At 66.7% G+C, this 13,117-nt stretch carries 15 protein-coding genes; 13 read left to right on the forward strand and 2 right to left on the reverse strand.

Translation table 11 applies throughout. The features are described 5' to 3' along the window. Window positions 1–53 precede the first annotated feature (53 nt). The 12 genes from G4D77_RS22190 (at window position 54) to hisA (ending at window position 9,603) form a co-directional block, all read left to right on the forward strand. Complete coding sequence (locus G4D77_RS22190) at window positions 54–983, forward strand: ABC transporter ATP-binding protein (RefSeq protein WP_017405469.1); 930 nt, start codon at window positions 54–56, stop codon at window positions 981–983. Continuing rightward, window positions 980–1,735, forward strand: a complete 756-nt coding sequence (locus tag G4D77_RS22195; protein WP_016445581.1) for an ABC transporter permease — start codon at window positions 980–982, stop codon at window positions 1,733–1,735. The genes G4D77_RS22190 and G4D77_RS22195 overlap by 4 nt, the downstream gene beginning before the upstream one ends. Before the next feature lie 126 nt (window positions 1,736–1,861). Next, entirely contained in the window at window positions 1,862–2,110 is a 249-nt protein-coding gene (locus G4D77_RS22200; protein ID WP_012207326.1) for a BolA family protein, read from the forward strand. Between the two features lie 104 nt (window positions 2,111–2,214). Further along, window positions 2,215–3,483, forward strand: coding sequence for a UDP-N-acetylglucosamine 1-carboxyvinyltransferase (murA, locus tag G4D77_RS22205; protein ID WP_154833602.1), 1,269 nt, complete (start codon window positions 2,215–2,217; stop codon window positions 3,481–3,483). After that, the gene (hisG, locus tag G4D77_RS22210) at window positions 3,480–4,124 is read left to right on the forward strand and encodes an ATP phosphoribosyltransferase (RefSeq protein ID WP_017405470.1); all 645 of its coding nucleotides are present in this window, start codon (window positions 3,480–3,482) and stop codon (window positions 4,122–4,124) included. Before murA ends, hisG begins: the two co-directional genes overlap by 4 nt. Before the next feature lie 13 nt (window positions 4,125–4,137). Next, window positions 4,138–5,454: a histidinol dehydrogenase gene (gene hisD, locus G4D77_RS22215; protein ID WP_154833603.1), complete on the forward strand. Its 1,317-nt coding sequence runs from the start codon at window positions 4,138–4,140 to the stop codon at window positions 5,452–5,454. Between the two features lie 77 nt (window positions 5,455–5,531). Then, entirely contained in the window at window positions 5,532–5,837 is a 306-nt protein-coding gene (locus G4D77_RS22220; RefSeq protein WP_174538854.1) for a hypothetical protein, read from the forward strand. Further along, the gene (locus G4D77_RS22225) at window positions 5,834–6,271 is read left to right on the forward strand and encodes a PIN domain-containing protein (RefSeq protein WP_133072255.1); all 438 of its coding nucleotides are present in this window, start codon (window positions 5,834–5,836) and stop codon (window positions 6,269–6,271) included. The genes G4D77_RS22220 and G4D77_RS22225 overlap by 4 nt, the downstream gene beginning before the upstream one ends. Before the next feature lie 53 nt (window positions 6,272–6,324). Beyond that, entirely contained in the window at window positions 6,325–7,449 is a 1,125-nt protein-coding gene (hisC, locus tag G4D77_RS22230; RefSeq protein ID WP_017405474.1) for a histidinol-phosphate transaminase, read from the forward strand. Beyond that, a complete protein-coding gene (hisB, locus tag G4D77_RS22235; protein WP_016445588.1) occupies window positions 7,446–8,051 on the forward strand; it encodes an imidazoleglycerol-phosphate dehydratase HisB in 606 nt (201 codons plus the stop codon). The genes hisC and hisB overlap by 4 nt, the downstream gene beginning before the upstream one ends. Before the next feature lie 81 nt (window positions 8,052–8,132). Further along, the gene (gene hisH, locus G4D77_RS22240; RefSeq protein WP_017405475.1) at window positions 8,133–8,801 is read left to right on the forward strand and encodes an imidazole glycerol phosphate synthase subunit HisH; all 669 of its coding nucleotides are present in this window, start codon (window positions 8,133–8,135) and stop codon (window positions 8,799–8,801) included. Between the two features lie 61 nt (window positions 8,802–8,862). Continuing rightward, window positions 8,863–9,603 carry a 1-(5-phosphoribosyl)-5-[(5-phosphoribosylamino)methylideneamino]imidazole-4-carboxamide isomerase gene (gene hisA, locus G4D77_RS22245; protein ID WP_016445590.1) on the forward strand — a complete coding sequence of 247 codons (741 nt, stop codon included), beginning with the start codon at window positions 8,863–8,865 and terminating at the stop codon, window positions 9,601–9,603. Between the two features lie 85 nt (window positions 9,604–9,688). Here the strand turns inward: hisA and G4D77_RS22250 are convergent, their stop codons facing one another. Continuing rightward, window positions 9,689–10,873 carry a spherulation-specific family 4 protein gene (locus tag G4D77_RS22250; RefSeq protein ID WP_154833604.1) on the reverse strand — a complete coding sequence of 395 codons (1,185 nt, stop codon included), beginning with the start codon at window positions 10,871–10,873 and terminating at the stop codon, window positions 9,689–9,691. An 85-nt stretch (window positions 10,874–10,958) separates the two neighbouring features. On the opposite strand from G4D77_RS22250, the gene G4D77_RS22255 reads away from it, so the two are divergent. After that, a complete protein-coding gene (locus G4D77_RS22255) occupies window positions 10,959–11,861 on the forward strand; it encodes a D-hexose-6-phosphate mutarotase (protein WP_227740907.1) in 903 nt (300 codons plus the stop codon). A 72-nt stretch (window positions 11,862–11,933) separates the two neighbouring features. On the opposite strand, the gene G4D77_RS22260 is transcribed toward G4D77_RS22255, so the two are convergent. Then, window positions 11,934–13,085 carry a S1C family serine protease gene (locus G4D77_RS22260; protein ID WP_154833606.1) on the reverse strand — a complete coding sequence of 384 codons (1,152 nt, stop codon included), beginning with the start codon at window positions 13,083–13,085 and terminating at the stop codon, window positions 11,934–11,936. Window positions 13,086–13,117: the final 32 nt, after the last annotated feature.

A 13,117-nucleotide genomic window follows, 5' to 3' on the forward strand; every position in this document is an offset into this window, starting at 1 on the left:
CAAAGAGCCCTGCAAGGCAGGTTTGGCTGCAAGGGCCTAGAATCGCGCCTCGCATGTCTGCCGTCTCATTCCAATCCATCTCCAAGACCTACCAGACCCCCAAGGGGGCCTTCCAGGCGCTCAATCACGTGAGTCTGGACATCGAGGAGGGCGAGTTCTTCGGCCTGCTCGGTCCCAATGGCGCTGGCAAGACCACGATGATCAGCATCCTGGCCGGCCTGTCGCGCGCCACCAGCGGCCGCGTGCTGGTCCAGGGCAGCGACGTGCATGCCGACTACTCGGCTGCCCGGCGCAAGCTGGGCATCGTGCCGCAGGAGCTGGTCTTCGATCCCTTCTTCAATGTGCGCGAGGCGCTGCGCTTTCAGTCCGGCTATTTCGGCGTCAAGAACAATGACGACTGGATCGACGAGCTGCTGCACAGCCTGGGGCTGACCGACAAGGCCAATTCCAACATGCGCCAGCTGTCCGGCGGCATGAAGCGCCGCGTGCTGGTGGCCCAGGCGCTGGTGCACAAGCCGCCCATCATCGTGCTCGACGAGCCCACGGCCGGCGTGGACGTGGAGCTGCGCCAGACGCTGTGGCACTTCATCGCACGCCTGAACCGCGAAGGCCATACCGTGCTGCTCACCACCCACTACCTGGAAGAGGCCGAGGCGCTGTGCAGCCGCGTGGCCATGCTCAAGCAGGGCAACATCGTCAAGCTCTCGACCATGTCGGATCTGCTCAAGTCCGCCTCCTCCAACGTGCTGCAGTTCAAGACCGATACCGCCTTGCCGCCGGCCCTGGCCGCACGGGCGCGGGTGACCGGCCGCATCGTGCAGATACCCGCCAACGACGCCAGCGATGTGGAGCGCCTGCTCGCCGCGCTGCGCGAGGGCTCCGTCGTCCCCGAGGACGTGGAAATCCGCCGCGCCGATCTGGAGGACGTCTTCATCCATGTGATGAACGAGCAGGGACAGACTTCGCAGGGAGCTTCGGCATGAACGGCTGGCAGACCCTGCTCAAGAAGGAAGTGCTGCGCTTTTGGAAGGTCAGCTTCCAGACCGTGGCCGCACCCGTGCTCACGGCCGTGCTCTATCTGCTGATCTTCGGCCATGTGCTCGAAGGCCGGGTGCTGGTGTATGACCGCATCAGCTACACGGCCTTCCTGATCCCTGGCCTGGTGATGATGAGCGTGCTGCAGAACGCCTTCGCCAACAGCTCCTCCAGCCTGGTGCAGAGCAAGATCATGGGCTCCATGGTCTTCGTGCTGCTCACGCCGCTGTCGCACTGGGCCTGGTTCGGGGCCTATGTGGGAGCGTCGGTGCTGCGCGGGCTGCTGGTGGGCGCGGGCGTGTTCGTCGTCACGCTGTACTTCGCCATTCCCGAGTTCACGGCACCGCTGTGGATTCTGGTCTTCGGCCTGCTGGGCGCGGCGCTGCTGGGCACGCTGGGCGTGATCGCCGGCCTGTGGGCCGACAAGTTCGACCAGATGGCGGCCTTTCAGAACTTCCTGATCATGCCCATGACGTTCCTGTCGGGCGTGTTCTATTCGATCCAGTCCCTGCCGCCTTTTTGGCAAAAAGTCAGCCATCTGAACCCGTTTTTCTACATGATCGACGGTTTCCGCTACGGCTTCTTCGGCCAGAGCGACGTATCGCCCTGGGTCAGCCTGGCCATCGTCGGCTCGGCCTGGCTGGCAGTGAGTGCCCTGGCCGTGCATCTGCTGCGCATCGGCTACAAGATCCGCGGCTGAGGTTTTTTCTCAGGCTGCGGCGGGCGCTGTGCCGGCATTTTCGAACCCACCCATGAACAGGCGGCCGGCGCCCGGCGCCGCCGCCAACCAAGGCCATGCCGCGATGCATGGCAGGAAAGCTTCCCCATGACTGCAGACCAACTCAAGGAACTGATCGCCACCGGCCTGCCTTGCGAACACATTGCGCTGGAAGGCGACGGACGGCACTGGTTTGCCACCATCGTCTCGGCCCAATTCGAGGGCCAGCGCCTGCTGCAGCGCCAGCGCCTGGTCTACGCCACGCTGGGCCAGCGCATGCATACCGACGAGGTCCATGCGCTGTCCATGAAGACCTACACGCCCGCCGAGTGGGCTGCCCAGGCCGGCCAGGCCTGAGCGCACAGCCCGGTCACGACGCCTCAGACTTTCTGCCGCAACTGGTCGATACGGCCCGTGCGGCATCTCCTTTTTCCCGATTTCCAGATTCAAGTCTGTCAGCCATGGACAAACTCCTGATTCGCGGTGGCCGAGCGCTGCATGGCGAGGTGACGGTCTCCGGCGCCAAGAATGCCGCCCTGCCCGAGCTGTGCGCCGCGCTGCTGTCGTCCGAGCCCGTCACCCTGCGCAATGTGCCGCGCCTGCAGGACGTGGCCACCATGCTCAAGCTCATCCGCAACATGGGTGTCGGCGCCGAGCACGATGACAGCGGCACCGTGCGCATCCACGCCGGCTCGCTGTCCAACCCCGAGGCACCCTACGAACTGGTCAAGACCATGCGCGCCTCGGTCCTGGCCCTGGGCCCGCTGCTGGCCCGATTCGGCCAGGCCCGCGTGTCGCTGCCCGGCGGCTGCGCCATCGGCTCGCGCCCCGTGGACCAGCACATCAAGGGCCTGCAGGCCATGGGTGCCGAGATCGTTGTCGAGAACGGCTACATGCACGCGTGCCTGCCCGGGCATCTCAAGCGCCTGCAGGGCGCCAGCATCACCACCGACATGGTGACGGTCACGGGCACCGAGAACTTCCTGATGGCCGCCGTGCTGGCCGAAGGCGAGACGGTGCTGGAAAACGCCGCCATGGAGCCCGAGATCGGCGACCTGGCCGAAATGCTCATCAAGATGGGCGCAAGAATCGAAGGCCATGGCACCGGCCGCATCGTCATCCAGGGCGTGGAGCGCCTGGGCGGCTGCGAGCACCAGGTGGTGGCCGACCGCATCGAGGCCGGCACCTTCCTGTGCGCCGTGGCGGCCACGGGCGGCGAGGCGCTGCTGCGCAATGGCCGTGCCGACCACCTGGGCGCGGTCATCGACAAGCTCAAGGACGCTGGGGCCGAAGTGTCCGCCGAGGAGGGCGGCATCCGCGTGCGCGCCGCCGGCAAGCTCAAGGCCCAGAGTTTCCGCACTACCGAGTACCCGGGCTTTCCCACCGACATGCAGGCGCAGTTCATGGCGCTGAACCTGGTGGCCGAAGGCTGCAGCATGGTCACCGAGACCATCTTCGAGAACCGCTTCATGCACGTCGACGAGATGCTGCGCCTGGGCGCGCAGATCACCACCGACGGACGCGTGGCCACCATCACCGGCAGCCAGTCGCTGTCGGGCGCGGCCGTCATGGCCACCGACCTGCGCGCTTCGGCCAGCCTGGTCATCGCCGGCCTCGTGGCCAAGGGCGAGACCCTGGTCGATCGCATCTATCATCTGGACCGCGGCTACGATCGCATGGAAGACAAGCTGCGCGGCCTGGGTGCCGACATCGAAAGAGTTTCCCAATGACCATCACGATTGCCCTGTCCAAGGGCCGCATCTACGACGAAACCGTGCCGCTGCTGGCCGCTGCCGGCATCTCGGTCACCGAAGACATTGAAAAGTCGCGCAAGCTGATCTTCGAGACCAACCAGAGCCACGTGCGCGTGGTGCTGGTGCGCGCCTCCGACGTGCCGGTCTACGTGCAGTACGGCGGCGCCGACCTCGGCGTGGCCGGCCTGGACTCGCTGATCGAGCATGGCGCCCAGGGCCTGTACCAGCCCCTGGACCTGAAGATCGCGCGCTGCCGCGTCAGCGTCGCCGTGCGCAACGGCTTCGACTACGCGCTGGCCGTCAAGCAGGGCGCCCGTCTGCGCATCGCCACCAAGTATCCCGAGATCGCGCGCAACTTCTTCGCCACCAAGGGCGTGCACGTGGACATGGTCAAGCTCTACGGCTCCATGGAACTGGCCCCGCTGACCGGCATGGCCGACGCCATCGTCGACCTGGTGTCCACCGGCAACACGCTCAGGGCCAATGACCTGGTCGAGGTCGAACCCATCATGGAGATCAGCTCGCGCCTGGTGGTCAACCAGGCCTCGCTCAAGCTCAAGCAGGCCCCTCTGCGCAAGATCATCGATGCCTTCGCATCGGCCATTCCCCAAGACTGAAGCCCTCTGCACCATGGAATACCAAGCCGCTCCCGCCCGCCTGTCCACGCTTGACGCCAACTTCGAACACGATTTTGCGCAGCGCCTGCATTGGTCGGCGGACACGGACGCGGCCATCGAGCAGCGCGTGGCCGACATCCTGGCCGATGTGCAAAAGCGCGGCGATGCGGCCGTGCTGGAGTACACGGCGCGTTTTGACGGATTGCAGGTGGACGGCATGGCAGCGCTGGAGCTGACGCAGGCCGAGCTCAAGGCCGCCTTCGACAGCCTGGGCGACGAGCAGCGCGATGCGCTGACGGCCGCTGCCCAGCGCGTGCGCACCTACCACGAGGCACAAAAGCGCGCCAGCGGCGAGAGCTGGAGCTACCGCGACGCCGATGGCACCCTGCTGGGCCAGAAGGTCACGCCGCTGGATCGCGTGGGCATCTATGTGCCCGGCGGCAAGGCCGCCTATCCGTCCAGCGTGCTGATGAATGCCATTCCCGCCCATGTGGCTGGCGTGCAGGAAATCATCATGGTCGTGCCCACGCCGCGCGGCGAGAAGAACGCCCTGGTGCTGGCGGCTGCCTATGTGGCGGGCGTCACGCGCGGCTTCACCATCGGCGGTGCCCAGGCCGTGGCGGCCCTGGCCTACGGCACGGCCACCATCCCCAGGGTGGACAAGATCACCGGCCCCGGCAATGCCTATGTGGCCAGCGCCAAGAAGCGGGTGTTCGGCACCGTGGGCATCGACATGATTGCCGGCCCCAGTGAAATCCTGGTGCTGGCCGACGGCAGCACGCCGCCCGACTGGGTGGCCATGGACCTGTTCAGCCAGGCCGAGCATGACGAGCTGGCGCAGAGCATCCTGCTGTGCCCCGATGCCGACTACATCGCCGCCGTCCAGCGCGAGATCGACCGCCTGCTGCCCGAGATGCCGCGACGCGCCATCATCGCCAAGAGCCTGAGCGACCGGGGTGCCCTCATCCTCACGCGCGACATGCAGGAGGCCTGCGCCATCAGCAACCGCATCGCGCCAGAGCACCTGGAAGTCTCCAGCAACGATCCCCACCAGTGGGAGCCGCTGCTGCGCCATGCAGGCGCCATCTTCCTGGGGGCCTACACCAGCGAAAGCCTGGGCGACTACTGTGCCGGCCCCAACCATGTGCTGCCCACCAGCGGCACGGCGCGCTTTTCCTCGCCGCTGGGGGTCTATGACTTCCAGAAACGATCCAGCCTCATCGAGGTCAGCGAGCAGGGCGCCCAGACCCTGGGCCGCATCGCCTCGGTGCTGGCGCATGGCGAAGGCCTGCAAGGCCATGCGCGCGCGGCCGAAATGCGCCTGAAGTAGACACTCGCTTCCTATTGGACGAAGGCGCCGTCACCGAAAGGGGCGGCGCTTTTTGCTGCCTGAACGCTAGAGCAAGTATGTCAAGAATCGACACGAAATCAGTGGAGCACGAATTTCGTGTAGACTTGCACCCTGTGAAGAACCTCACCATCACCGTCGAAGACAGCGTGCTCGAATGGGCCCGCATCGAGGCCGCGCGCCGCGGCACCAGCGTCTCGCGCATGGTGGGCGACTTCATGGCCGAGATGCAGCGCCGCGAGGACGCCTACGAGCGCGCCTACCTGGCCTGGCGCACCGACGAGCGCGGCTGGGACGGCGGCCAGCCGTCATCCACGCAGCCCGCCCAGCGCAGTGCCGCGCTGCGCCGCGAGGGCCAGGCATGAACACCGTCTTCGTCGATACCTCCGTGCTGGTCGCTGCCGAAGACACGGGGCAGGGCGCCTTGCATGCCGCCGTGCTGCAGTGGCTGGACCTGCTGTGGCGCACGCGCAGCGGGCGCACCGGCAGTCAGTCGCTGTGCGAGTTCTATGAACAGGTCACCACGGCCGCCCAGCCTTTGCCGCAGGGCGATGCGCGCGCCGCCATCCGCCGCTACCAGACCTGGACGCCCTGGAAGACCGATGCCGCCACGCTGGAGACCGCCTGGGCCGTGCAATCGCGCCACCAGCTGGCCTTTGGCGACTGCCTGGCCGTGGCCTGCGCCCAGCACAGCGGCTGCGAGCAGATGCTGACCCTGCACCTGCCGCACGGCGCCCAGTTTGGCGGCGTCGCCATGGTGCACCCGCTGCACCAGGCGCCGCAGCAGCAGCAGGCCTGAGCGGCTTCGCTTATGGATTTCTTCCCCCACTGACTCGTGAAAGTGTGCATGCCATGACAGCTTCCATTCCGCAGGTTCAGGCCCTGGCCCTGGAGCGCATCCGCGCCGATGTCCGCTCCATGCATGCCTACCATGTGCAGCCCTCGCAAGGCCTGCTCAAGATGGACACGATGGAGAACCCCTTCCGACTGCCACCCGAGCTGCAGGCCGCGCTGGGCGAGCGCCTGGGCCGGCTGGAGATCAACCGCTACCCTGGCGAGCGCCAGGAAGTGCTCAAGGACATGCTGGCCCGCTACGCGCAGGCGCCGGCCGGCAGCGCCGTGCTGCTGGGCAATGGCTCGGACGAGATCATCACGCTGCTGGCCCTGGCCTGTGCCCAGCCCCACGCCGAGGGCCGCGCCACCATGCTGGCGCCCATGCCGGGCTTCGTCATGTATCCCATGAGCGCCAGGCTGCAGGGCCTGGACTTTGTGGGGGTCGACCTGACGGCCGACTTCGAGCTGGACGTGCCCGCCATGCGCGCCGCCATTGCCGAGCACCGCCCCGCCATCACCTATATCGCCTATCCCAACAATCCCACGGCCACGCTCTGGGCCGAGGCCGATGTGCAGGCCGTGATCGACGCGGTCGGCGCCATCGGCGGCCTGGTCGTCATGGACGAGGCCTACCAGCCCTTCGCCCGCCGCAGCTGGGCAGAGAACATGCGCGCCGACCCGGCCCGCAACGCCCATGTGCTGCTGATGCGCACGCTCAGCAAGTTCGGCCTGGCCGGTGCGCGCCTGGGCTACCTGATCGGCCCGGCCGCCATCGTCGGCGAGATCGACAAGGTGCGCCCGCCCTACAACATCAGCGTGCTCAACTGCGAGACGGCCATCTTCGCGCTGGAGCACGAGGCGCTGTATGCGCAGCAGGCCGTGGCCATCCGCGCCGAGCGCCAGCCGCTGATCGACGCGCTGACCGCGCTGCCGGGTGTGGAAAAGATCTGGCCATCCGAGGCCAACATGGTCTTGCTGCGCGTGCGCGATGCCGCGCGTGCCCAGGCCGAGATGAAGGCCCGGGGCGTGCTGGTGAAGAACGTCAGTGCCATGCACCCGCTGCTGGCCAATTGCCTGCGCCTGACCGTGGGCACCCACGAAGAAAACGCCCAGATGCTGGCGGCCCTGAAGGAATCCCTATGAGCAATGCAGTCCCCGCACGCACCGCCGAAGTGCAGCGCAACACCGCCGAGACCCGGATCAAGGTCGCCATCAACCTGGACGGCACGGGCAAGGCCAGCCTGCACTCGGGCATCGGCTTTCTGGATCACATGCTCGACCAGATCGCGCGCCACGGCCTGATCGACCTGGACATCGAGTGCGAGGGCGACCTGCACATCGACGGCCACCACACGGTGGAGGACATCGGCATCACCCTGGGCCAGGCCTTCGCCAAGGCCGTGGGCGACAAGAAGGGCATCCGCCGCTACGGCCACGCCTATGTGCCGCTGGACGAGGCCCTGAGCCGCGTGGTCATCGATTTCTCGGGCCGTCCCGGGCTGCACATGGACGTGAAATTCACGGCCGGCAGCATCGGTCAGCTCGACACCCAGCTGGTCTACGAATTCTTCCAGGGGTTCGTCAACCATGCGGGCGTGACCCTGCACATCGACAACCTCAAGGGCTTCAATGCCCACCACCAGTGCGAGACCATCTTCAAGGCCTTCGCACGCGCCCTGCGCTTTGCGCTGGAGCATGACGAGCGCATGGCCGGCGTCATCCCCTCGACCAAGGGCGCTCTGTAAAGAGAAGCGATTGGCATCGGCCAGAACTTGATCTGACCGGGCAATCCCGCCGAAAATCCGACAGAACACGCGCCACACGCTATGAGTTTGACTGACAACACCGTCGCCGTCGTCGATTACGGCATGGGCAATCTGCGCTCGGTTTCACAGGCCGTGCGCACGGCCGCCGCCGATTCCGGCTGGCAGGTCGTTGTGACCTCCGATCCCGAGGTGGTCCTGGCCGCCGACCGCGTCGTGCTGCCGGGCCAGGGCGCCATGCCCGACTGCATGCGCGAGCTGCGCGAATCCGGCCTGCAGGAAGCCGTGCTGCATGCCGCTGCCAACAAGCCCCTGTTCGGCGTCTGCGTGGGCATGCAGATGCTGCTGGACCACAGCGACGAAGGTGACGTGCCCGGCCTGGGCCTCATCCCCGGCAACGTGCGCAAGTTCGATCTGGCGGGCCGCACCCAGGCCGATGGCAGCCGCTTCAAGGTTCCGCAGATGGGCTGGAACCGCGTGCACCAGACGCACAACGCCGGCCATGCCCACCCGCTGTGGCGTGGAATTCCCGAAGACAGCTTCTACTACTTCGTGCACAGTTTCTATGCCGTGGTGCAGCAGCCGCAGCATTGCGCTGCGCAGGCCGACTACGGCGGGCGCTTTGCCTGCGCCATCGCGCGCGATAATATTTTCGCCACGCAGTTTCACCCCGAAAAAAGCGCTGACCAGGGCCTGGCCCTGTTCCGCAACTTTCTGGGCTGGAAGCCCTGAATCCCCTTTTCTTCCCCGCACCGGCCGCTGAATCCCAGGCCTTCATTGCTCGCAAACCATCATGCTGCTCATTCCTGCCATCGACCTCAAGGACGGCCACTGCGTACGCCTCATCCAGGGTGATATGGACCAGTCGACCACGTTCGGCGAAGACCCGGCCATCATCGCCCGCCGCTGGCTCGACGCCGGCGCGCGCCGCCTGCATCTGGTGGACCTCAATGGCGCGTTTGCGGGCCAGCCCAAGAACCTTGCGGCCATCAAGGCCATCCTCAAAGAGGTGGACGGCCGGATTCCGGTGCAGCTCGGCGGAGGCATCCGTGACCTGGACACCATCGAGAAATACATAGATGCCGGCATCAGCTACGTGATCATCGGCACCGCTGCCGTGAAGAACCCCGGCTTTCTGCAGGATGCCTGCAGCGCCTTCGGCGGCCATGTGATCGTCGGGCTCGACGCCAAGGACGGCAAGGTCGCCATCGACGGCTGGAGCAAGCTCACGGGCCAGGACGTGCATTCGGTGGCCAAGCGCTTCGAGGACTGGGGCGTGGAGTCCATCATCTACACCGACATCGGCCGCGACGGCATGCTCACGGGCATCAACATCGATGCCACCGTCAATCTTGCCCAATCGCTGAAGATCCCCGTCATCGCCTCGGGTGGCCTGGCGGGCATGGCCGACATCGAGGCGCTGTGCAAGGTCGAGGACGAAGGCATCGAGGGCGTGATCTGCGGTCGCGCCATCTACTCGGGCGATCTCGACTTCGCCGCAGCGCAGGCTCGCGCCGACGAACTCACGGCCTGAGCGGCCTGCGCCTTCTCGATATTCGCGGGCGCCTGTCCCTGACAGGCGCCCGCGCTGCATTCAGCGCCGGGGTTTCAAGCGGCCTCTACGAGCAGGCGGGAAGGGCTTGCCCGGCATTGGTGGCGCGCACGGTCTGCACAAAGGCATCCCAGTAATTCGGCAGCCCGGCCCAGGGGTTGCCCACGCCGGTGCTGGGCTCGAACTCCAGCTGGGTCACATAGATCCATCCCGCCTGGTAGCGTGCCGAGGCGGCCGACTGCACGGCCGTCTGCATGGCCGCGCAGCCCGACACGTTGTGCACCAGCGAGGCCTGGTGGCTATTGGCCAGCCCGTACAGCCAATCGAAACTGGTCGTGCGCGGATCGTAGGTGGCGTACGTGGAGCCCTTGCCCTCGAACGTGGTCAGCACATCGGCCACATCGGCATAACCGGCCACGGGCACGAGGCCTGGGTTGCCGATCACGATCAGGTCGGGATTCTTGGCCTTGATGTACTGGTAGATGCTGCGGTAGAAGTCCAGCCGGTTGGCGGTGGCCGCCATCTCGTCAATGAAGAAGCCCTTGACCAGGCCTGCGCCGTAGTGCGTGAAATAGTTGTCGATATTGGCCTGGATGCTGGCCAGCGATCGCGTGCCCGTGCCATAGCTGGAGCTCACATAGCCTACCAACTGCCCGCCCGCGTTGGCAAAAGCGGTTGCGGCGCGCGTGATGTTCGCATCCGGGCCACTGAAAATGCCGTTGGCCGGGTTCAGGATGGCCGTCATCTGCACGTTCGGATTTGCCTGGGCGCTGGCTGCCAGCGCATTCCAGGCCGCGGCCCCCGCGCCCGTGGGATAGAAATACGCAGGCACCAGCACCCGCAGCGGCGCAGGAGCCGGGCGCAGATAGAAGGTCTGCGAAGCGCTGCCCGTGCGGCTTCCCACGGTGGCGCTGGCCTGCACCTGCTGGCGGCCCGGCGTGGCGCCGGTCAGGGAGGCAGTTGCCACGCCGGAGCTGGTCAGCGCCGAGGTGCTGACGCCTGTGGCTGCGCTGAAGCTCACCACGGTTCCATCGGCGGCATTCACGCCATCTGCGAGAACACCTGCGCGCAGGGTCAGTGCCGAGCCTGCAGTCACCACATCCCTGGCGGCCGGGGCCGTCCATTGCACGGTGACCGAGGTCACTCCGGGCTGGCCGGTGCCGCCGCCATCGCCCCCGGTGCCGCCGCCAGCGCTGCTGTCACCACCACCGCCTCCGCCGCAGGAAGCCAAGGAGGCGGCCAGGGCGAGCATGCCGAGTCGCAGGACAAGAGGAGAGGGAGCGTGGGAGCGTTGCATGACAGAGGAAGGCTGGGCGGGGGAAAGGCTATATTCAAGCATGAAAGTTACATCTTCCTTTCCCGCAGTAACAGCTTTACCTGCGGCCGCGCAAGCTCCCGGCGCCTGCGCTGATGCATGGCAGGGCCTGCCCGCCATCCGCCTGCGCCTGGCCTGCGGCGATGCCGCCCTGGTGGCCTTGCAAGGGGCACAACTGCTCTCCTGGCAGGCAGATGGCGAGGAGCAACTGTTCCTGAGTCCCCTGGCGGCCCATGACGGCCACACACCCATACGCGGCGGTATTCCGGTCTGCTTTCCCCAATTCAACCAACGCGGCCCGCTGGTCAAGCACGGCTTTGCGCGCACCCTGCCGTGGCAGGCTGATGCAGCACAGGCCGAGATTCTTGCCGGCGATGGCTTGTTCCTGCGGCTCAGGCTCGCCGACACGCCGCAGACGCGCGCCGTCTGGCCGCATTCCTTCGAGACCTGGCTGGAGGTCACGCTGTTGCCCGGCCGGCTTGACGTGGAGCTGGTAGTGCACAACCGGGGCGACACGCCTTTGGCTTTCACTGCCGCCTTGCACAGCTACCTGCGCGTGGCGGACGTGGAGCAATGCCGGCTGCAAGGCCTTGACGGCCTGCCTTACTGGGATGCCGTGGCCGACACCCATCCCACGCAGCACGGTGACGTGCGCTTTGGCGAAGAGCTCGATCGCGTCTACCCCCGGCCCGGGAACGCCATGGAGCTGGCCGCACCTGGCGGCGGCTTGCGGATCTCGCAGGATGCCGCCTGGACCGAGACCGTGGTCTGGAACCCCGGCCCCGCGCTGTGTGAACGTCTGCCCGACATGCCGCCGCAGGGGTGGCGGCAGATGCTGTGCGTGGAGGCCGCCGCCATCGATGCGCCCGTGCATGTGGCGCCCGGCGCGCAATGGCGCGCGGCCCAGCGCCTGCACAAGCTGTAGCTCAGCACCGGCCCTGCAATGGAAAAAGCGCCTGTGAACAGGCGCTTTTTTCGTTGGGGCGGGGGGGCCGGGTCAGCGGCGCTGCATGCGCTGTGCCGACTGCGCAGGGCGCAGGCCCGGGGTGATCTGCAGCTCCACGGGGCCTTCGCCACGGCGCACATCGAATTTCGCGGCCTCGCCGGGCTTGAGCGCGGCCACGGCGGTCAGCAGCTCGGACACATTGCGGATGGGCTTGTCGCCCACCTGCACGATCACATCGCCCGGGCGCATGCCGGCCTGGGCAGCGGGGCCTGCCTGCAGCACGCCGGTGATGATCACGCCGGAGTCGGCCTTCACGCCAAAGGTCTCTGCCAGCTCCGGCGACAGCTCATTGGGCTCCACGCCGATCCAGCCGCGCACCACGCGGCCGTCCTTGACGATGCCGTCCAGCACCAGCTTGGCCGTGGACACGGGAATCGCAAAGCCGATGCCCATGCTGCCGCCCGAGCGCGAATAGATGGCGGTATTGATGCCCAGCAGATTGCCGCTGACATCCACCAGCGCGCCGCCCGAATTGCCGGGGTTGATGGCGGCATCGGTCTGGATGAAGTTCTCGAAGGTATTGATGCCCAGCTGGCTGCGGCCCAGGGCGCTGACGATGCCGCTGGTCACCGTCTGGCCCACGCCGAAGGGGTTGCCGATGGCCAGCACGCGGTCGCCCACGTCGATCTGGTCGGAATTGCCCAGAACGATGACGGGCAGCTTGTCCAGGGCGATCTTGAGCACGGCCAGGTCGGTCTCGGGATCGGTACCGATCACCTGGGCCTTGGCCTGGCGGCTGTCGGTCAGCGTGACCTCGATGTCATCGGCGCCCTCGACCACGTGGTTGTTGGTCAGGATGTAGCCGTCGGTGCTGATGATCACGCCGCTGCCCAGGCCTGCCTGCTCCTGCGTGCCCTGGTCGCCGAAGAAGAACTGGAACCACGGATCGTTGCTGCGCGGATGCCGTACCGCCTTGCTGGTGTTGATGCTCACCACGGCCGGCGCTGCCTTCTTGGCCGCAGGTGCAAAGCTGCCCGGGCTGACTTCTCCGACGGGCGTTGCCGGCGCCTCCAGCAACGCAATGCCCGCGTTGCTGCGCACGGCGCCGCGGCGCAGCCAGTCCGGCTGCAGGGTGGCAACGACGAAGTAGGCAGCCACCAGGATGGTGACCGCCTGCGAAAACAGCAGCCAGGTGCGTTTCATGAAGTGTGGTGTTCTGTGCGGGAGTACAAGGC

The sequence above is a fragment of the Delftia sp. WY8 genome (assembly GCF_018437695.1).
Taxonomy (GTDB): domain Bacteria; phylum Pseudomonadota; class Gammaproteobacteria; order Burkholderiales; family Burkholderiaceae_C; genus Comamonas; species Comamonas tsuruhatensis.